General features: G+C 70.9%; 21 protein-coding genes. 10 read left to right on the top strand and 11 right to left on the bottom strand.

Annotated features, from left to right (window positions below; genetic code table 11):
• Positions 1-51 precede the first annotated feature (51 nt).
• The 5 genes from ispG to GXW71_RS03250 all read left to right on the top strand — a co-directional run bounded on the left by ispG (position 52) and on the right by GXW71_RS03250 (position 5,228).
• Positions 52-1,176: a flavodoxin-dependent (E)-4-hydroxy-3-methylbut-2-enyl-diphosphate synthase gene (gene ispG / locus GXW71_RS03270; RefSeq protein ID WP_211850961.1), complete on the top strand. Its 1,125-nt coding sequence runs from the start codon at positions 52-54 to the stop codon at positions 1,174-1,176.
• Between the two features lie 64 nt (positions 1,177-1,240).
• Positions 1,241-2,488 carry a histidine--tRNA ligase gene (gene hisS / locus GXW71_RS03265; RefSeq protein WP_211850960.1) on the top strand — a complete coding sequence of 416 codons (1,248 nt, stop codon included), beginning with the start codon at positions 1,241-1,243 and terminating at the stop codon, positions 2,486-2,488.
• Positions 2,485-3,540 carry a peptide chain release factor 1 gene (prfA, locus tag GXW71_RS03260; RefSeq protein WP_211850959.1) on the top strand — a complete coding sequence of 352 codons (1,056 nt, stop codon included), beginning with the start codon at positions 2,485-2,487 and terminating at the stop codon, positions 3,538-3,540. Before hisS ends, prfA begins: the two co-directional genes overlap by 4 nt.
• A gap of 122 nt (positions 3,541-3,662) precedes the next feature.
• Positions 3,663-4,472 carry a peptide chain release factor N(5)-glutamine methyltransferase gene (prmC, locus tag GXW71_RS03255; RefSeq protein WP_246526251.1) on the top strand — a complete coding sequence of 270 codons (810 nt, stop codon included), beginning with the start codon at positions 3,663-3,665 and terminating at the stop codon, positions 4,470-4,472.
• A 252-nt stretch (positions 4,473-4,724) separates the two neighbouring features.
• On the top strand, positions 4,725-5,228 hold the full coding sequence (locus GXW71_RS03250; RefSeq protein WP_408901979.1) for a DUF4167 domain-containing protein: 504 nt from the start codon (positions 4,725-4,727) through the stop codon (positions 5,226-5,228).
• A gap of 158 nt (positions 5,229-5,386) precedes the next feature.
• On the opposite strand, the gene metC is transcribed toward GXW71_RS03250, so the two are convergent.
• Genes metC through GXW71_RS03230 form a run of 4 tightly spaced genes read right to left on the bottom strand, consistent with a single transcriptional unit; the run spans position 5,387 to position 8,766 of the window.
• Positions 5,387-6,577: a cystathionine beta-lyase gene (gene metC / locus GXW71_RS03245; protein ID WP_211850958.1), complete on the bottom strand. Its 1,191-nt coding sequence runs from the start codon at positions 6,575-6,577 to the stop codon at positions 5,387-5,389.
• Positions 6,574-7,410: a sulfurtransferase gene (locus GXW71_RS03240; protein WP_211850957.1), complete on the bottom strand. Its 837-nt coding sequence runs from the start codon at positions 7,408-7,410 to the stop codon at positions 6,574-6,576. Before GXW71_RS03240 ends, metC begins: the two co-directional genes overlap by 4 nt.
• A gap of 2 nt (positions 7,411-7,412) precedes the next feature.
• Entirely contained in the window at positions 7,413-8,132 is a 720-nt protein-coding gene (locus tag GXW71_RS03235) for an alanyl-tRNA editing protein (RefSeq protein WP_211850956.1), read from the bottom strand.
• 1 nt (position 8,133) lies between these two features.
• Positions 8,134-8,766: an NUDIX domain-containing protein gene (locus tag GXW71_RS03230; RefSeq protein ID WP_211850955.1), complete on the bottom strand. Its 633-nt coding sequence runs from the start codon at positions 8,764-8,766 to the stop codon at positions 8,134-8,136.
• 37 nt (positions 8,767-8,803) lie between these two features.
• On the opposite strand from GXW71_RS03230, the gene GXW71_RS03225 reads away from it, so the two are divergent.
• Positions 8,804-9,700, top strand: a complete 897-nt coding sequence (locus tag GXW71_RS03225) for a DMT family transporter (protein WP_211850954.1) — start codon at positions 8,804-8,806, stop codon at positions 9,698-9,700.
• A gap of 146 nt (positions 9,701-9,846) precedes the next feature.
• Positions 9,847-10,635, top strand: coding sequence for a DUF2189 domain-containing protein (locus GXW71_RS03220; RefSeq protein WP_211850953.1), 789 nt, complete (start codon positions 9,847-9,849; stop codon positions 10,633-10,635).
• Positions 10,636-10,639: 4 nt separating this feature from the next.
• On the opposite strand, the gene GXW71_RS03215 is transcribed toward GXW71_RS03220, so the two are convergent.
• From GXW71_RS03215 to parA, 5 genes are all read right to left on the bottom strand, one after another.
• On the bottom strand, positions 10,640-11,089 hold the full coding sequence (locus GXW71_RS03215; RefSeq protein WP_211850952.1) for a nuclear transport factor 2 family protein: 450 nt from the start codon (positions 11,087-11,089) through the stop codon (positions 10,640-10,642).
• A gap of 111 nt (positions 11,090-11,200) precedes the next feature.
• Positions 11,201-11,623, bottom strand: coding sequence for a GNAT family N-acetyltransferase (locus GXW71_RS03210; protein ID WP_211850951.1), 423 nt, complete (start codon positions 11,621-11,623; stop codon positions 11,201-11,203).
• On the bottom strand, positions 11,620-12,057 hold the full coding sequence (locus GXW71_RS03205) for a GNAT family N-acetyltransferase (protein WP_211850950.1): 438 nt from the start codon (positions 12,055-12,057) through the stop codon (positions 11,620-11,622). Before GXW71_RS03205 ends, GXW71_RS03210 begins: the two co-directional genes overlap by 4 nt.
• Positions 12,054-12,515, bottom strand: coding sequence for a CopD family protein (locus tag GXW71_RS03200; RefSeq protein ID WP_211850949.1), 462 nt, complete (start codon positions 12,513-12,515; stop codon positions 12,054-12,056). Before GXW71_RS03200 ends, GXW71_RS03205 begins: the two co-directional genes overlap by 4 nt.
• Complete coding sequence (gene parA, locus GXW71_RS03195; protein WP_211850948.1) at positions 12,516-13,151, bottom strand: ParA family partition ATPase; 636 nt, start codon at positions 13,149-13,151, stop codon at positions 12,516-12,518. It lies immediately after the preceding gene.
• A 65-nt stretch (positions 13,152-13,216) separates the two neighbouring features.
• Between parA and GXW71_RS03190 the strand changes: the two genes are divergently transcribed.
• The 3 genes from GXW71_RS03190 to GXW71_RS03180 all read left to right on the top strand — a co-directional run bounded on the left by GXW71_RS03190 (position 13,217) and on the right by GXW71_RS03180 (position 16,845).
• The gene (locus tag GXW71_RS03190) at positions 13,217-14,653 is read left to right on the top strand and encodes an NAD(P)H-hydrate dehydratase (RefSeq protein WP_246526234.1); all 1,437 of its coding nucleotides are present in this window, start codon (positions 13,217-13,219) and stop codon (positions 14,651-14,653) included.
• A 107-nt stretch (positions 14,654-14,760) separates the two neighbouring features.
• The gene (locus GXW71_RS34665) at positions 14,761-15,771 is read left to right on the top strand and encodes a GGDEF domain-containing protein (RefSeq protein WP_246526233.1); all 1,011 of its coding nucleotides are present in this window, start codon (positions 14,761-14,763) and stop codon (positions 15,769-15,771) included.
• Positions 15,772-15,831: 60 nt separating this feature from the next.
• Entirely contained in the window at positions 15,832-16,845 is a 1,014-nt protein-coding gene (locus GXW71_RS03180; RefSeq protein WP_211850947.1) for a D-cysteine desulfhydrase family protein, read from the top strand.
• A 28-nt stretch (positions 16,846-16,873) separates the two neighbouring features.
• Here the strand turns inward: GXW71_RS03180 and GXW71_RS03175 are convergent, their stop codons facing one another.
• Positions 16,874-17,194, bottom strand: coding sequence for a hypothetical protein (locus tag GXW71_RS03175; protein ID WP_211850946.1), 321 nt, complete (start codon positions 17,192-17,194; stop codon positions 16,874-16,876).
• Positions 17,195-17,205: 11 nt separating this feature from the next.
• Complete coding sequence (locus tag GXW71_RS03170) at positions 17,206-18,507, bottom strand: sulfite oxidase (RefSeq protein WP_211850945.1); 1,302 nt, start codon at positions 18,505-18,507, stop codon at positions 17,206-17,208.
• Positions 18,508-18,513: the final 6 nt, after the last annotated feature.

Below are 18,513 nucleotides of genomic sequence, written 5' to 3'. Positions count from 1 at the left end.
CATATCCGGGGTGGCGTTCCACCACGCGTCCGAACGGCACGAGGCCAGCGTATGAGCTACCGTCCCTACCAGCAGATCATCCGCCGCAAGTCCCGCCAGATCATGGTGGGTCGGGTGCCGGTGGGCGGCGATGCGCCGATCACGGTGCAGACCATGACCAACACCCCGACCGAGGATGCGGCGGCCACCATCGCGCAGATCCGCCGCGCCGAGCTCGCCGGCGTCGACATCGTCCGCGTGAGCTGCCCGACCGAGGAGAGCACCGCCGCGCTGCACGAGATCGTGCGCGAGGTGAATGTGCCGATCGTGGCCGACATCCACTTCCACTACCGCCGCGCCATCGAGGCCGCCGAGGCGGGGGCTGCCTGCCTCCGCATCAACCCCGGCAACATCGGCTCCAAGGAGCGGGTGAAGGAGGTGGTGAAGGCGGCGCGCGACCATGGCTGCTCGATCCGCATCGGTGTCAATGCCGGCAGCCTGGAGAAGCACCTGCTGGAGAAGTACGGGGAGCCCAATCCGGAGGCGCTGGTGGAAAGCGCGCTCTGGCACGCCGACCACCTGCTGCAGAACGACTTCCACGAGTTCAAGATCAGCGTGAAGGCGAGCGATGTCTTCCTGGCGGTCGCCGCCTATCAGCAGCTCGCGGAGGCCTGCGACCATCCGCTGCACATCGGCATCACCGAAGCGGGCGGCAAGCGCACCGGTACGGTGAAGAGTGCGATCGGCCTCGGCAGCCTGCTCTGGGCGGGGGTCGGCGACACGCTGCGCGTCTCGCTCTCCGCCGAACCGGAGGAGGAGGTGCATGTCGGCTGGGAGATGCTGAAATCCCTCGGCATCCGGCATCGCGGCGTGAAGATCATCTCCTGCCCCTCCTGCGCTCGGCAGGGCTTCAACGTCATCGAGACGGTGGCGACCCTCGAGGATCGCCTGGCCCATATCGAGACACCGATCACGCTCTCCATCATCGGTTGCGTGGTGAACGGCCCGGGGGAGGCGCTGATGACCGACATCGGCCTGACCGGTGGCGGCGCCGGGCGGCACATGGTCTATGCGGCCGGCAAGACCGACCACACGGTCGATGGCGCCGCCATGGTCGAGCACATCGTGGGCCTGGTGGAGCGGAAGGCCCGGGAGATCGAAGCCGCCAAGGCCGCCGAGAAGATCGCGGCGGAGTAGGGGCGGGACGCCGTCCCAACCCGCCGCTTGCGTGCCGGCGCTCACGGGGATATCGCCCAGCGTCATGGCCATGTTCCAACCCGCCCGCGGCACCCACGACCTCATCGGCGAGGATTGCCGCCGACATCAGGCGGTGATCGATGCCGCGCGGCGGATCAGCGCCCTCTATGGCTTCGAGGAATGGGCGACGCCGATCTTCGAGGACACCAAGGTCTTCGCCCGCAGCCTCGGTGACACCTCCGACGTCGTCATGAAGGAGATGTATTCCTTCGAGGACCGGGGCGGGGAGAGCGTGACCCTGCGGCCGGAAGGCACGGCCGGCGTCTGCCGGGCCCTGGTCTCCAACGGACTCGTCCAGGGTGGGCTGCCGCGCAAGGTCTTCTACGCCGGGCCGATGTTCCGCTACGAGCGGCCGCAGAAGGGCCGCTACCGCCAGTTCCACCAGATCGGGCTGGAGATCCTGGGCGCCCCCGAGCCGCTGGCCGATGCCGAGGCGATCGCCTGCGGCTGGCACATCCAGAAGGAGCTCGGCATCGACGCCGGCACCACGCTCGAGGTGAACACGCTGGGGGATGCGCCATCCCGCGACGCCTACCGTGCCGCGCTGGTCGCGCATTTCTCGGCACACAAGACGGCGCTCTCCGAGGACAGCCAGCTCCGGCTGGAGAAGAACCCGCTCCGCATCCTCGATTCCAAGCATCTGCAAGACAAGCCACTGGTCGCCGCGGCGCCCACCATCTTCGATCATCTGACGGCCGAGGCGCGCGCCTTCTTCGAGGCGGTGCTGCGCCATCTCGATGCCTTCGGGGTGCCGCACACGGTGAACCCCGGGATTGTCCGCGGCCTCGACTACTATTCCCACACCGCCTTCGAGTTCGTGACCCAGCGGCTCGGCACTCAGGGCACGGTGATGGCCGGCGGGCGCTATAACGGGCTGGTCGAGGAGATGGGCGGGCCGCCGACCCCCTCGGTCGGCTGGGCCGCGGGCGTCGAGCGCCTGGGGCTGCTGCTGGAAGCGAATGGCCGCACGCCGGGGCCGCCGCGGCCGGTCGCGGTGATTCCGGTCGGCGACGCCGCGGAAGGCCCAGCACTCGACCTGCTGCAGGCGCTGCGGCGGGCCGGCATCGCGGCCGAGATCGCCTATCGGGGCAACCTCAAGCGCCGCATGGAGCGCGCCAACCGCATCGGCGCGCGCGCGGCGGTGATCCTTGGCGAGGAGGAGATGGCGGCGGGCCGCGCCCAGATCCGCGACCTCGACGCCGGCACCCAGGAGAGCGTCGCGATCGATGAGGTCGCGGCGCGGCTCGCATGAGCCTTTCGGACAAACTGGACCGCGTGCTGGTGCGGGCGGAGGAACTGCGGCACCTGCTGGCGACGGCGGATGGCGCGGGCTTCGGCGCGCTGTCGCGCGAGCTCTCCGAGATCGAGCCTCTGGTCGAGAAGGTGGGCGCGCTGCGCGAGGCCGAGCGCGCGCGCGCCGAGGCCGAGGCGATGTTGGCCGATCCGGAGATGCGGGGGCTCGCCGAGGATGAGTTGGCGCAGCTCAAGGAGAGCGTGCCGGCGCTGGAGCGCGAGATCCGCGTCGCCCTGCTGCCGAAGGACGAGGCGGACGAGCGCAGCGCCATCCTGGAGATCCGGCCGGCTGCCGGCGGCGACGAGGCGGCGCTCTTCGCGGCCGAGCTGTTCCGCGCCTATCAGCGCTATGCCGAAGGCCGCGGCTGGCGCTTCGAGGTGCTGGACTATGACGAGAGCGACCTCGGCGGCGTGAAGGGCGCGACCGCGGAGATCGTGGGCCGGGGTGTCTTCGCCAAGCTGAAGTTCGAGAGCGGCGTGCACCGCGTGCAGCGGGTGCCGGCGACGGAGACCCAGGGCCGCATCCACACCTCGACCGTCACCGTCGCCGTGCTGCCGGAGGCGGAGGAAGTAGATGTCCAGATCGACGACAAGGACCTCCGCATCGACACCTATCGCGCCAGCGGCGCCGGCGGGCAGCATGTGAATAAGACCGATTCCGCGGTGCGCATCACCCATCTGCCGAGCGGCACGGTGGTCGCGATGCAGGAAGAGAAGTCGCAGCACAAGAACCGCGCCAAGGCGATGAAGCTGCTGCGCGCGAAGCTCTATGAGGCGGAGCGGGCGCGGCTGCACGGCGTGCGCTCGGCGGACCGGAAATCGCAGGTCGGGACCGGCGATCGCTCCGAGCGCATCCGCACCTACAATTTTCCGCAGGGCCGGGTCACCGACCACCGCATCGGGCTGACCTTGCACAAGATCGACCGCGTGATGCTCGGCGAATTCGAAGACATCATCGATGCGCTGCTGGCGGAGGACGAGGCGGCGAGACTTGCTGCCGAAGGGCTGTGACCGCGTCCGATGACCGCAGGGCCGAAGGGCCCGAAGGTCTGAATCGGCCGCGCCTTGGGGATGCTCTCTGCGCCGACCCCGCGGGGACTGTCGGCTTCTTCCTCTGCCGCGCCGGCCAGCATCTGCGGGCCGCCGCCATCGAGGGGCCGCGCGCCGAGGCCCGGCTGCTGCTGGGGCAGGCCATGGGCGTGGCGCCCGATGCCTTGCTCCGGGACATCCGCGCCGCGGTGCCGCCGGAGGCCGCCGCCCGCTTCACCGACCTGCTGAAGCGCCGCCTGGACGGGGAGCCGATGGCGCATCTGCTGGGGCATCGGGGGTTCTGGACCCTCGACCTGGCGGTCTCGCCGGCGACCCTGATCCCGCGCCCCGACTCGGAGACGCTGATCGAGGCGGCCCTGGACGCCTTCCCGGACCGCCAAGCGTCGCTTCGGGTGCTGGATCTCGGCACCGGCACCGGGGCGCTGCTGCTTGCCGTGCTGGCCGAATACCCCCGCGGATTCGGGATTGGCGTGGATCTGGTGCCGGAAGCCGCGGCGCTGGCGCGGGCGAATGCGGCCCGGAACCGGCTGGCCGACCGGGCCGCCTTCCTCGCCGGCGACTGGGCGGCCGCGATTCGCGGCCGCTTCGACCTGGTGCTGTCCAACCCGCCTTACATCGAAAGCGGCGCCATTCCGGCGCTGATGCCCGAGGTCGCCCGGTTCGAGCCGGCTTCGGCGCTGGATGGCGGCCCGGACGGGCTCGATGCCTATCGGCGGCTGGCGGCGGTGCTGCCGGAATTGTTGATGCCCTCGGGCTGGGCGATCCTGGAGCTCGGGGCGGGGCAGGAGGATGCGGTCGCGGCCCTGGCCCACGCGGCAGGGCTTGAACCTGGGCCGGCGCGGGCCGATCTTGGTGGCATTGCACGGGCCCTTGCCCTGCAGGCACCCCCCTGAAAAAAGCATTTGGCCTGGCGCCGCCCTGCGGCTAGCTTCCGGGCACGGCCCCGGGGGGCGCGAGGCGCCCCCGTGGAGCATCCGGACATAGCGGCGGACCCGATGATCGGGATTGCCGGGGACGGATCGCCGGACGAAGCAACGGTGCAGGCAAGAGACCAGCAACCAACGGTGCCGGAAGACCGGCCCGTGTCCTTGTAACGGCTGCCTTCCTGACGCGTCCGGCATGCATGCCGGCGAGCAGGCGGCAGCATGAGCGAGACGGCGAACGCAACAGCAATGAACATGAAACGCATGCGTGGCCGCGGCGGGCAGCAGCACCGTCACGGAGGCGGTGGTGGCAATTTCCGGCATGCCGGCGGTGGTGGCGGGGGCGGCAACGGCAATCAGCCGATGAACCGCAACCACGTCTTCGACAGCAGCGGTCCGGATATGCGCCTGCGCGGCACCGCGCAGCAGTTGTTCGAGAAGTACCTCCAGCTCGGGCGCGATGCCACGGGCGGCGGCGACCGGGTGATGGCCGAAAGCTATTTCCAGCACGCCGAGCACTACTTCCGCATCCTGAACGCCATGAACCAGGCGCAACAGCAGCCGCCGCAGCAGCCCCAGGGGCGCCGCTATCAGAACCAGCCCGACGGCGGCGACCAGCCGGAAGGCGGCGAGCAGCCGGAGATGAACGGCCACGCCAACGGCCATGCCGCCGATGCTGAAGACGACGCCGAGACGGCCACGGGCGAGTCGCGCGAGCCGGTCTGAGTTAAATCTGCCCTCGGACGCGTCGTGCCGAAGGCACGCCTCCGGCGTGACGCCGGACTACCGGCGGCGCCCATTCGGGCGCTCGGCACGCGGGAAGTACGCGTGCCGTTTGTATCCCCGGCTTATGGGGGGGAGGGCTACGCCTCCCCCTCTGACGTTCAGCCGAGCCTCGAGAGCGCCGCCTCCAGATCCGCGATCAGGTCCCTGATGTCCTCGAGCCCGATATGGAAGCGGGCGGTCGGGCCGCCGAGATCCGGGCTGGTCGCGTTGCGGGTGATGAAGCCCGTGGTCGGCAGCGCCAGGCTCTCATAGCCGCCCCAGCTCGCACCGATCCCGAACAGCTTGAGGCTGTCGATCGCGGCGAAGAGCTGCTCGATCGTGTAGCGCGGCTGGAACACCACGCCGAAGAGCGAGCAGGCGCCGCTGAAGTCGCGCTTCCAGAGCGCGTGCTGCGGATGGCTCGGCAGCGCCGGGTGCAGGACCCGCAGCACCTCCGGCCGCCCCTCGAACCAGCGCGCGACCTCGAGCCCTGCCTGCTCCTGGTGCTTGAGGCGGACATTCATGGTGCGCAGCCCGCGCATCGCCAGCCAGACGTCATCCGGCGAGGCATACTGCCCGAGCTGGGAGGAAGCGCTGCGCAGCCGCTGCCAGTCGGCGTCGTTGTTGACCGTGGCGCTGCCGAGCAGCAGGTCGGAATGGCCGCCCACATACTTGGTCAACGCCTGGATCGAGACATCGACACCCTTGGTGAAGGGCTGGAAGTGATGGATGCCCCAGGTGTTGTCCATCAGCACCTTGGCGCCGCGCGCATGCGCAACCTCGGCCAGCGCCGGCACGTCCTGCACCTCGAAGGTGTGGCTGCCGGGGCTTTCCAGGTAGAGGACCTTGGTGTTCGGGCGCATCAGAGCCGCGAGGCTGGCCGCGCCGATCAGCGGGTCATAGAAGGTGGTCTCGATGCCGAAGCCGGTCATCAGCCCCTCGGCGACGGCGCGCGCCGGGCCATAGGCGCTGTCCGGCATCAGGCAATGCTCGCCCGCCTTCAGGAAGGCGAGCAGCGGCACCGCGACGGCGGCGAGGCCGGTGCCGTAGATCATGGCGCGCGTGCCGCCCTCGATTTCGGCGATCATGTCCTCGAAGGCGTAATGCGTCGGCCCGCCCTGGGTGCCATAGGTCATGAACTGCTCGAAGCGGCGGGCACCGGCGTCGCGCCGCGCCTCGCAGCTCGGGTAGAGGACCGTCGAGCCGCGATGGACCGGCGGATTCACGAAGCCATGGATGCGGGTACCGGCACGGCCGCCATGCGAGAGGCGGGTCGCGAAATGCTGGCCCTTGTGGTCGTCGTCGCTCATCGTCCGGTCACCTTCGGGGTTTCGGCGCGCAGCGCCCATTCAGTCCAACTGCCGTCATAGACGGCGGGCTCGGGCAGGCCCGCGACCACCGCGCCGAGCGCGAGGGCGGAGGCGGTGACGCCGCTGCCGCAGCTCATCACCAGCGGGCGGGCGCCATCGGCGCCGGCGGCCTGATAGAGGCCGCGCAGGGTCTCGGGCGGCAGCAGGCGGCCGTCGGGGCCCATGATCTCGGTGACCGGCAGGTTGCCGGCGCCCGGCATATGGCCGTTGGGCAGGCCGGCGCGCGGCTCCGGCGCGGTGCCTTCGAAGCGGCCGCGGGCGCGGGCATCGATGACCTGGGCGCTGCCATCGGCGACGATGCGCTTCATGTCGCCGATGCCCTTCAGGCGCTCGGCCCGGAAATCGGGGGTGAAGCTCGCGGGCGTCGCCGGCGCCGGCACGCCGGATTCGAGCGGCAGGCCGGCAGCCCGCCAAGCGGGCAGGCCGCCATCCAGCACCTGCACCTTCTCATGGCCGAAGAGGCGGAACATCCACCAGCCGCGCGGGGCGCGGGTGGTGCCGGTCTGGTCGTAGAAGACGACATGGCTGTCGTTGGCGACGCCCATGGCGCCCACCAGCTTCGCGAAGCGGAAGGCGGTCGGCACCATGTGCGGCAGGTCGGTATCCTGGTCCGCGACTTCGTTGATGTTGAAGTAGCGGGCGCCGGGGATATGGGCGCGGGCGAATTCCTCGGCGCCGTTCTTGTTCTCGTTCGGCAGGTAGTAGGTGGCGTCGAAGACCACGACGCGACCGAGCGCCGCCTGCAGTTCCGCGGCGGTGATCAGCGGGGACATGACTATTCCTCCAGGACGATATGGATGCGGCGGTTCTGCCGGCCCTTGCTTTCCAGCTTGGTGACCGCGACGCGGCCGATCTCGGCCGTGTTGCGCACATGGGTGCCGCCGCAGGGCTGCAGGTCGACCGGCGCATCTTCCGGTCCGATGCGCACCAGGCGGATGCGCCCGGCGCCGCGCGGCGGTTGCACCGAGAGGGTGCGCACCATCTGCGGATTGGCGTCGAGCTCGGCCTCGGTGATCCAGCGCTCGCCGGTCGGGTGCGCCGCCGCGACCAGGGCGTTCAGCTGCTCGGTGAACCACTCCTTCGGCGGCGGCTCGGGCAGGTCGAAATCGAGGCGTGACTTCTCCGCGCCGATCTGGTTCCCGGTCGCGTAGATGCCGGGCAGGATGCTGCAGAGCAGATGCAATGTCGTGTGCATGCGCATGTGCCTGTGGCGGCGCTCCCAGTCGAGCGCGATCGTGACCTCGGCGCCTTCCGGCGGCGGCGCGGCATCGGCTGGCAGGAGATGCAGCACGGTGTCCTCCGGCCCCTTCCGCGCATCGGCGATGGCGAGGCTGCCGCCTTCCCAGCTCAGGGTGCCGGCATCGCCCGGCTGGCCGCCGGAATTGGCATAGAAGACGGTACGATCGAGCAGGATGCCGGCTTCGGTGACGGCGACGACGCGGGCGGTGCAGTCCTTCGCATAGGCATCCTCGCGGAACAGCATCTCGGTCGGCATCTCATACCCATTCGCGCTTGAGCCGCGCGCGATGGCGCGCGAGCCAGTGGAGACAGAGCGCCGCGGTCGCGTTCTCGATGCGGTTGTCGTCCAGCATCGCGAGCGCTTCCTCGGCCGGCAGGATCAGCAGGCGGATATCCTCATGCTCGGTGGCGAGCCCGGCGAGGGTCGCGGCATCATCCGGCAACGCGCAGCGCGCGGCGAAGAGGGTGATCACCTCATCGCAGCCGCCCTGGGCCAGGATATAGCGCCCGATGCGCTCGAGGCCGGTCGCGACGAGCGCCGTCTCCTCGGTGAGTTCGCGATGCGCCGCGGCCTCCGGATCCTCGTCGGGCTCCAGCAGGCCGGCGGCGACCTCGGTGACGATCGGATGCAGCCCGGCCGCATGCGCGGGCAGCCGGAACTGCTCGATCAGCGCGACGCGGTCGCGCACGGCGTCATAGGGCAGCATGGCGACGGCGGAGCCGCGGCGCCACAGCTCCCAGGTCAGCTCGCCGCCCTTGCCGCCGTCGAAGCGGCGCTTGCGGAAGCGGATGCGCTGCAGCGGGAAGCGGCCGTTCCACACCGTCTCCTCGCTCAGGATGTCGAGGCCCGGAAAAGGCGGGATGGGAGGGGCTTTGTCTCTGGCGCTCATGAGCCGGCGACCCTAGCTTCGCCTCCCTGGAACGTCCATGTCCGACAACCCCACCGAGAATCGCAGCGCCCGACGGCGCGCCATCCTGATGATCCTCGGCGCCGCGGGCACCTTCGGGATGGCGGCGGCCATGGTGAAGGCGCTGCAGGGCGGGATCCCGCTCGCCGAGGTCGTGCTGTGCCGCAACCTCTTCGCGATTCCGGCGCTGCTGCCGCTGCTGTTGCGCAATGGCTGGCGCGCGCTGCGCACGCAATACCCCTGGGGGCATGTGTCCCGCATCGCCTTCGGGCTGGGGGGAATGTTCGGCTCCTTCTACGGCTATGTGCACCTGCCGCTGGCGACGGTGACCGCGCTCAACTTCACCATGCCGCTGTTCCTGACCCTGCTCTCCGTGCCGCTGCTGGGCGAGCGGGTCGGACCGCGGCGGCTGGCCGCGGTGACGGTTGGCTTCGGCGGCGTGCTGCTGATGGTCGAGCCCTGGGACGGTCGAGCAGGGGATGCGCTCCATGCAACCCTCGCCGTGCTGGGGGCGGCCCTGGCCTGGGCTCTGGCGATGATCTCGATCCGCAAGCTCGGCGAGAAGGGCGAGTCCGGGATCTCCATCGTGCTCTGGTTCGCGATCGGCAGCGCGCTGGTGTCGGGGGTGCTGGCGCTGCCGGTCTGGGTGTGGCCGACACCCTTCCAATGGACGATGCTGATCGGCACCGGCCTCGTCTCTGCGCTTGCCCAGGTGCTGATGACCGAAGCCTATCGGCGCGGCGAGCCGACCCTGATCGCGCCCTTCGAATATTCAGGCATCCTCTGGACCACCCTGCTCGGCGCCCTGGCCTGGGGCGAGTTGCCGGATGGCTGGGATTTCGCGGGCATGGCCGTGCTGGTGGCGGCGGGGCTCTATATCTGGCACCGGGAAGTGACGCTCGGCCTCAGGCGTTGAATCGCTTGGAACGCAGGCGGTTCCGTCCCATGTTCTTTGCTGGATCGCCCGGCCGCCACTCGTGCCTCTGGTCTGTTCCGCTGCCGCCGCGCATCCGCCCGGTTTCGGCAACGCACCCCGCGAAAAGGGGGCGAGGGAGAGGAACGATGGCTGAGATTTGGATGGAGCACCGGCATGCCTCGGCCGCGGAGCCCGCGATCCGGCGCATCGGCCCAAGCGATCTCGCGGGGGCTCTGGCGGATGGCTGGCGGGATTTCCTGGCGACGCCGACACAGCTCGTCTTCCTGGCGCTGATCTACCCGATCGTCGGCGTCCTCGCCGCGCGCGCCGCCTGGGGCGGGTCGCTGATGCCGCTATTCTTCCCGCTGGTCTCCGGCTTCGCACTGGTCGGCCCGGTCGCCGCCCTCGGCATCTACGAGCTGAGCCGGCGGCGGGAGCGGGGGATGCCGGTCTCGGCGCTGGATGCGCTGGACGTGCGGTATTCACCGGCCTTGCCCTCGATCCTGACCCTGGGCGTCGTGCTGCTGGTGATCTTCGTCGTCTGGATCGCGGCGGCGCGGGAGGTCCTGCTGGCGACGCTCGGCGCCGGCCCGCTCGGCTCACCACTGGAGTTCTGGCACCGTGTGACCGGCACCGAGGAGGGCTGGCGCCTGATCCTGCTCGGCAACGGCGTGGGCTTCCTCTTCGCGGCGCTGGTCCTCAGCATCACGGTGGTCAGCTTCCCGATGCTGCTCGACCGCCTGGTCGGGATCGATGTCGCGGTGCGCACCTCGCTGCGGGCGGTGGCGGCGAACCCGCTGCCGATGGCGCTTTGGGGGCTGATCGTGGCGGTGCTGCTCGCGGCGGGCTGCGCGCTGCTCTTCGCGGGCCTCGCCGTCGTGATCCCCGTGCTGGGACACGCCACCTGGCACCTCTATCGGCGGGTGGTGGTGTGAGGTCTTAGAGGGCGGCCTCACCCCGGGCCTGGCGTGCCAGCAGCCCGGTGCCGTGGCAGCCCCAGTAGATTCGGTGGCGCTGGATCAGCCCATGCTCCAGCTCCATGAATTCGGCGATGTCGAGCTGCTCGCCGTCCGGCGTCGCCCGTGGATATTCCCAGACCAGCAGGCGCTCGCCATCGGTCGTCCAGGTATCGGTCCGATACCAGTGCGTCAGGCCCCGCGTCAGGCGCCTGGCGGCTTCGGTCAGGAAGCGGTGGATCTCGCCTCGGCCACGCAGCACGCCGCCGGCCACGTCGTCCAGCACCACGGGCACCAGTGGGCTCTCCAGCACCGCATCCTCCGCATAGAGGGCGAGATAGCCCGCGGCATCGCCGGTTCGCGCACATTCATGCCATGCGCGATGGATGCGCCGGCAGTCGTCATGGAAGCTCGTCGCGCCTCGGTCCTGCATATCACCCTCTTCTCCGCAACGCAGGGCGCGACCGCCCTGCAGTGGGAGCCGTAGGAGGTTTTCTGCCGCCGATGCTTCGCCGAATCTCCAACTGTTCAGGCATGATCCGCGTCAGAAGCGCTTGGCGAACCAGAACCGCGTCGCACCGGGCGGCATGTCGGCCATGCGCGCGAATTCCGTGTAGCCATGCTTCACGTAGAAGCCCGGCGCCTGGAAGCTGTAGGTCCAGAGATGCACGCCAAGAAGGCCGCGCTCCCGCGCCAGGGCCTCGGCAGCATCGAGCAGCCGGCGGCCGAGCCCGGTGCCGCGCGCCGCCTCGGCCACCCAGAGCCAGTCGAGATAGAGCCAGCCGGCGCTGAGGTCACAGCGCGCACCGCCGGTCACGGCGCCCGCGGCGTCACGGGAGATGATCCAGCGGGCTTCTTTGCCAAGCGGTTGGCCGTAGGCCGCGTCGTTGTAGGCACCAAGCCCGTTCGAGACCGCCGCGCAATCGGCTTCCGCCGGGCTCTCGGTGATCTCCAGATCGGGCGTCACAGCGGCTTGCGGAACCAGATGCGCGCATGCCCGGCCGGCATGTCGTCGAGGCGGCCGAACTCCACATAGCCGTTCCGCTGCCAGAAGCCCGGCGCCTGGAAGCTGAAGGTGTCGGTGTAGACGTTCCTGCAGCCGCGGCCGCGGGCAATGGCCTCGGCCCGGTTCAGCAACGCCTCGCCCAGGCGCTTGCCGCGCTGCTCGGGGGCCAGCCAGAGCCAGTCGATGAACAGCCAGCCCCAGAAGGTGAGGCCGAGCAAGCCGCCGAGGGTGTGGCCCTCCTCGTCCTGCACCAGCAGCGTCACGGGTTCGCGGTCGTAGTCGCCGCCCATCTCCTGATTGTAGTTGTGCAGCCCGCGCTGGATGGCGCCGACCGCCTCGAATTCCGGCTGCGCGTCCTCGACGATGCGGATGCCGGGCAGGGCTTCCTCGCTCATCCCGGGAACCGCCCCCAGGCGGCGATGGCGATGGTCGCGAGGCCGAGCACCAGGTTGATCGCCACCAGCTTGCGGATCGCGTCCATCGCAGCAGCCGCCGCCGGACGGTCCCCGCCAGCGAGCGCCCGGCGCATGCGCTTCCAGGGGCCGAGGGTGATCGCCAGATAGATCGCCGCCATGACGATCCCGGTCAGGTTCATCAGGTGCACATGCCAGCCGGCGCCCGCGAAGCCGCCATACCAGCCGAACAGGATCGCCCAGCCGGAGAGCAGCACGATCGGCATGGCGTGCCAGACGATCAGGAAGAAGCGGCGGAACACCTGCTCCATCAGCGCCAGCCGCTGCGGGCCTTCGAGCACGGCATGCGCGGCCGGGCGCAGCGCCAGCAGGGCGAAGGCCATGCCGCCTACCCAGAGAACCGCGCCCAGCAGATGTGCGGCATAGATCAGCTTGCCCATTCAGGTCCTCGACAAAGCAGCCACGGCCTCGGCCAGCGCCCGGATCTCGGCGGCGGCGAGGCCCTTGGGCGCAGCCTCGGTCACCCCGAGGCCACGGCCGAGCGCATCGCCGAAGGCGCTGCGGTTGCCGAGGCTCTGTTCCATCACCGGCAGCTTCCGTGCCGTGAGCTCCGCCATCACCGCCTCGCGCAGCTTGCCCGAGGCGGGCAGGCGGTTGAGCACGAGGCGATAGGGCCGCCGCTCGGCGACCGCAAGCCCAAGCGTGCCATCCATCGCCCAGAGATCGGCGCGCGAGGGCTGCAGCGGCACCAGCACGAGATCGGCCGCGCGGATCGCGAGCTTGGCATCGGCCTCATTGTGCGGCGGCGTGTCCAGGATGACGAAGCCCGGCGTGCGGCGCAGCCGCTCAACGACGCCGGTGAGACGCCAGCCGGAGGGCGATTCGAAGGCCATCGGCGCGGCGCGGGCGCCCTGCTTCGCGCGTTCCCGGTGCCAATGGGTCAGGGTCTGCTGCGGGTCGGTGTCGATCAGCGCGACCTTGCCACCATCGCCGGCGAGCGCCGCGGCGAGGTTGGCGGCCAGCGTCGACTTCCCGGCGCCGCCCTTGCGCTGCGCCACCGCGAGGATGAAGGCCATGCGCCTCTCCGTCGATTCGACGAGAGGCTAGCAGCCATGGCGCGAAGCGGCGAAACTTCCCCGCGATGATGAGGCTCGCGCTCCTGACTCCCACCGAGATGGGCGCCGCCGATGCGGCCGCGATCGCGCGCGGTGTTGCCGGGATCACATTGATGGAAGCGGCGGGGCGCGCCGTGGCGCGCGCCGCGATGCGACGCTTCCGGCCGGCACCGACCCTGGTGCTGGCGGGACCGGGCAACAATGGTGGCGACGGTTATGTCGCGGCGCGGCTCCTGGAACAGGCGGGCTGGGATGTGGCGGTGGCGCCCCTCGGCGTGCCGCCTGCGGGCAGCGATGCGGCGGTGGCGGCGGCGCGCTGGCGCGGGCCGCGCGTGCCCTTCGACCCCGCGCGCGCCGCGCGGGCCGGGCTGGTGATCGACGCGGTCTTCGGCGCCGGCCTCGTGCGCGACGTCGATGGCGTGGCGGCCGCGGTGTTGCATGCCGTGCGGGCGCCGCTGCTGGCAGTCGACGTGCCCTCCGGCATCGACGGCGCGACCGGCCAGGTACGCGGCTTCGCGCCGCAGGCGGCGCTGACCGTGACCTTCTTCCGCCGCAAGCCCGGGCATTTGCTGCTGCCGGGGCGGAGCCTCTGCGGGGAGGTGATCTGCGCCGATATCGGCCTGCCGGCGGCGGTGCTGGACGCGATCGCACCGCGCTGCTTCGCCAATGCGCCGGGGCTCTGGCACCTGCCGGCGGCGCGGGTGGAGGACCACAAATACCGGCGCGGGCACGTGACGGTGGCGGCCGGTGCCACGATGACCGGGGCGGCCCGGCTCGCGGCGGGGGCGGCACGGCGGGCCGGGGCGGGGCTCGTCAGCCTGATGGCGCCCGATGCGGCGACGGCGGCGATCCTGCGCGGCGGCGAGCCGGGCGCGATGGTGACGGAGGAAGCGGCGGCCACGCTGCTGGCGGATGCGCGGCGCTCGGTCTGGGTGGTCGGGCCGGGCCTCGCCCCGGATGCCGCGACCCAGGCGCTGGGGCGCAGCGTGATCGCGGCCGGCCGGGTGTTGGTCGCGGATGCGGCGCTGCTCACCGCCTGTGTCGGCGCGCCGGAGGCGCTCGTGGGGGCCACGGTCCTCACGCCCCATGCCCGGGAATTCGCCTACATGTTCGGGGACCCCCTGGATCGATTGGCCGCGTGCCGCGCCGCGGCGGCGCGGATCGGGGGCGTGGTGCTGCTGAAAGGGGCCGATACCGTCATCGCCGCGCCGGATGGCCGCGCCGCGATCAACGAGAACGCACCACCGAGCCTCGCGACCGGCGGCAGCGGCGATGTGCTGGCCGGCACCATCGCGGCGCTGATCGCGCGCGGGATGGCGCCCTTCGAGGCCGCCTGCGCCGGCGCCTGGGCGCAGGGGGAGGCGGCACGGCGGATCGGGCCCGGCCTGATTCCGGAGGACGTCATCGCCGCACTTCCCGCCGCACTTCAGGCGGCAGGGATCGTTCAGCAAAAGGTTGATTGACGCGGCCCGGCTTCGCCTGGCCATAACGGCTCGCCCAAGCCGTTCATGGTTTGGACATCGACGCTGGGCCATGATGGCGGCAGCCGCAATCCAAGGGACGTATCGCGTTGCCCGCCGCCGTCATACCGATCTCCGAGGCCGAACGCCTGCGGGTGCTGCGCTCCTACGAGGTCCTGGACACCGCCAGCGAAGCCGCTTTCGACGAGCTGACCCGGCTGGCGGCCCAGATCACCGGCAGCCCGATCGCGCTGGTCTCCCTCCTCGACGCGGACCGCCAATGGTTCAAGGCGCAGGTCGGCATGGAGGTCGGGCAGACCGGCCGCGACCTCGCCTTCTGCGCGCACGCGATCCTGCGGCCCCAGGAGATGCTGGTGGTGCCGGATGCCCAGCTCGACCCGCGCTTCCTGGATAATCCGCTGGTCACGGGCGCGCCGCATATCCGCTTCTATGCCGGGGCGCCGCTGGTCAGCCCGGAAGGCCACGCGCTCGGCACCCTCTGCGTCATCGACCGGGCGCCGCGGGACATCACGCCCGCGCAGCGGGAGGCGCTCGGCACCCTGGCGCGCGCGGTGATGACGGCGCTGGAGCTGCGGCGCCGGATCCAGGCGATCCACGACCTGGCCATGACCGACGCCCTGACCGGGCTCGCCAGCCGCGCCGCCTTCCTCGACGCCCTCGACAAGGCGATCGCCCGTATGTGCCGCGACCGGCAGCCGCTGACGCTGCTCTACGCGGATCTCGACGGCTTCAAGGCGATCAATGACCGGCACGGCCATCAGGCCGGCGACGCGGTGCTGCGGGGCGTCGCCTCCATCCTGAACGAGGAGGTCCGCCGGGAGGATGTCGTCGGGCGGCTGGGCGGGGACGAATTCGCCGTGCTGCTCGCCGCGTCCGATGCCGAGGAGGCGCAGCGGATCGGCGAGCGCCTCTGCGCCGCGATCCGGGACGGGCTCGGGGCATGCGGCTGGCCGGTCACGGCTTCGATCGGCAGCACCGTCTTCCTCTCGCCTCCCGAGACTGTCTCCGATGCGATCCGGGTCGCCGACAACCGGATGTACGAGGCGAAGCGCGCGGGCAAGGACCGCGTGATCCTGGGCACCTACCTCTCGGGTCCCTGAACCGCCGCGGCTGACCGGTACGATGTTGTGCGCGGGCAGGGGGGCGTCCAACCTGCCGGCATGACCGATGCGCTCGCCGCCCTCCGGGATTTGCCGCGCCTGCTTCTGGCCCATCTCCCGACGCCGATGGAGGCGGCACCCAGGCTCGGCGCATTGCTGGGCCTGGCGTCCCTCCGGGTGAAGCGGGATGACTGCACCGGCCTCGGGCTCGGGGGCAATAAGATCCGCAAGCTGGAATTCGACCTGGCCGCGGCGCAGGCAGCGGGCGCCGATTGCGTGGTCTGCGGCGGCGTCGTGCAGTCGAACACCGCGCGCCAGGTGGCCGCCGCCTGCGCGAAGCTCGGCATTGCATGCCATCTCGGCATCATGCGCGGCCGCCTGAGCGCGACCGAGCCGGGCTATGAGGAAACCGGCAACATCCTGCTGGACCGCCTCTATGGCGCGGTCATCCACAACATCCCCTGGGACGAGGACCGGAACGCCCGGCTGCACGGCATCGCCGACGACCTGCGGGCCGAGGGCCGCCGCGTCTACCTGGTGCCCTATGGCGCCTCCGACGCGCTGGGCGCCATGGGCTACGTGGTGGCGGCCGAGGAAATCATCCGCGACTGCCCCGAGGTCGCCTGGATCGTCCATGGCAGCGGCAGCGCGGGCACGCAGGCGGGGTTGCTGGCCGGCCTGCTGGCGCTCGGCCATCCGGCACGGGTGATCGGCGTCGATGTGGACGCGCAGCCCGCGCGCGTCAGGGCCGATGTCTGCCGCGTCGGCCGGGAGGCGGCGGCGCTGCTCGGCGTCGCGGGGCGCTGGGAGGATGACCGGGTGGAGGTCGCCGCGGGCTGGAGTGGGCCGGCCTATGGCGTCGCGGATGCCACGACCGAGGAGGCGATCCGCCTCGCCGCGCGCTGCGAGGGCCTGGCCCTCGATCCGGTCTATGCCGGCAAGGGCATGGCCGGGCTGATCGGCCTGGCGCGGCAGGGCCGCTTCCGGGACGGCGGCACCGTCGTCTGGATCCACACCGGCGGCAGCCCGGGCATCTTCGCCTATCCGGAGACGATGGCGCGGCTGTCGCGGTGACGTTCAATGGCCGGGCTGTCTTTCGAAGCTAGTTCAGGAACGGATTGCGGGCGCGTGGGTTCGGGGCAGCGGGGCCGAAATGGCGGGTGAGGTAATCGACGATCACCCGCCGCGGCTCGCCGTCCAGCGGCGCCATGCCGTGCTTTTCGGTCATCCAGTCCATCAGCCCCTCCCATTGCGTCCGGGACAGTCGGGAGCGGCGGATGACTGCCGTGTTGTGACAGGCGGTGCAGCCGTAGAAGGTCTCTTCGCGGCCTTCGCCGGGCGGCAGGACATCCTCGGTTTCCGGCTCGCTGTCCTGGGCGCGGGCCAGGGGCGCGGCCCCGAGGATCGCCAGCGCGCCGAGCAATGGCAGCAACCTCATCCGACCAGGATCGCGGCGCGGCTGATCGCGTTGGCGCCATAGCCCTGCGGGTTCCAGTTCGCAGGCAGGTGCGGCTGCATGCGGCCCTTGTCGTCGGTGGCGCGGTACCAGACCTCGAAATAGCCATCCGAAGGCAGCGCCGCCTTGCCGGTCCAGCGCTGCCAGGCATGGCGATTGGCCGGTGCCGCGACCTGCATCGGCCGCCAGGTGGCGCCGAAATCGAGCGAGACATCCACTGCCCTGACCGTGTCGTCGCCGGCCCAGGCGGCGCCGCGCAGATCGATCTCCCGTGTCCCGGCCGGCAGCCGTGCGCCGTGGGCGAGGCTGGTCAGCACGGAGCGCACCGGCATCGACTGCATGTCGGCGAAGTCGCGCCCGTTGTTCTCGCTGCCCGGCACGATCGGGCGCACGGGCACGCGGTAGGAGGTGCCGCCCATCCCGGCGCCGTCATGCGGCGTCGACCGCACGAGGATGCGGGTCAGCCATTTCTGGCTGAGGCTGCCGGGCCAACCCGGCACCAGCAGCCGCGCCGGCGCGCCATGGATGTTCGGGATCGGCTGGCCGTTCAGGCGAAGGGCGATCAGCGTGTCCTCCTCCATCGCCTTCGCGATCGGCATGCCGCGGCTGATCGCGGCGCGGTTCGGATCGCCCGAGAGATGCGGGTCGGCACCGAAATGCCCGGTATGGCTGGCCCCGGGCTTCAGCCCGGCAGCCGTGAGCACGTCCCGCAGCCGGACGCCGGTCCAGGCAGCGTTGGAGATGGCGCCATTGCCCCATTGGTTGCCGCGGGTCTGCGGCTGGAACTGGCCCCGGCCATTGCCGCCGCATTCCATCTGCAACTGTAGTGTGACGGGTGGGAAGCGCTGCTCCAACTCGCCGAGCGTGATCTCGAGCGGCGTGTTCACCTCGCCATCGATCCGGATCTTCCAGCTTCGCGGATCACCCGCGAAGGCCTCCGGAACCTGGCCGTTGTTGCGGATGAACAGCTTGTCGACCGGGGTGACGGCGTCATCGAGCATGGTCTCCGGCGTTTCCGCGACCAGCGGCCGCTCACCGAGGATGACCAGCGCCGCCTTGCCGTCCATGCGCAGCGTCGCCGGCGCGCCCTGCGCCAGCGCGGCGGGCAGGTAGCCGACCGGCATGTGCCGCGAAAAGGGAATGCCGGCGCCGAGCGCCGCCCCGAGGGCGGCAAGGGAGGCACCCTTCAGCGCGCCCCGGCGGCCGAAGGCGAGGGCGTCGGCGCGCTCCGCATCCTCGGCATAAAGCTCCCTCAGGCTGCGTTCCTGTGGCACCGTCATTCCCTC

The sequence above is a fragment of the Plastoroseomonas hellenica genome, from assembly GCF_018129085.1.
Taxonomy (GTDB): Bacteria; Pseudomonadota; Alphaproteobacteria; order Acetobacterales; family Acetobacteraceae; genus Plastoroseomonas; species Plastoroseomonas hellenica.
This window is presented reverse-complemented; position numbering and strand designations above follow the sequence as displayed.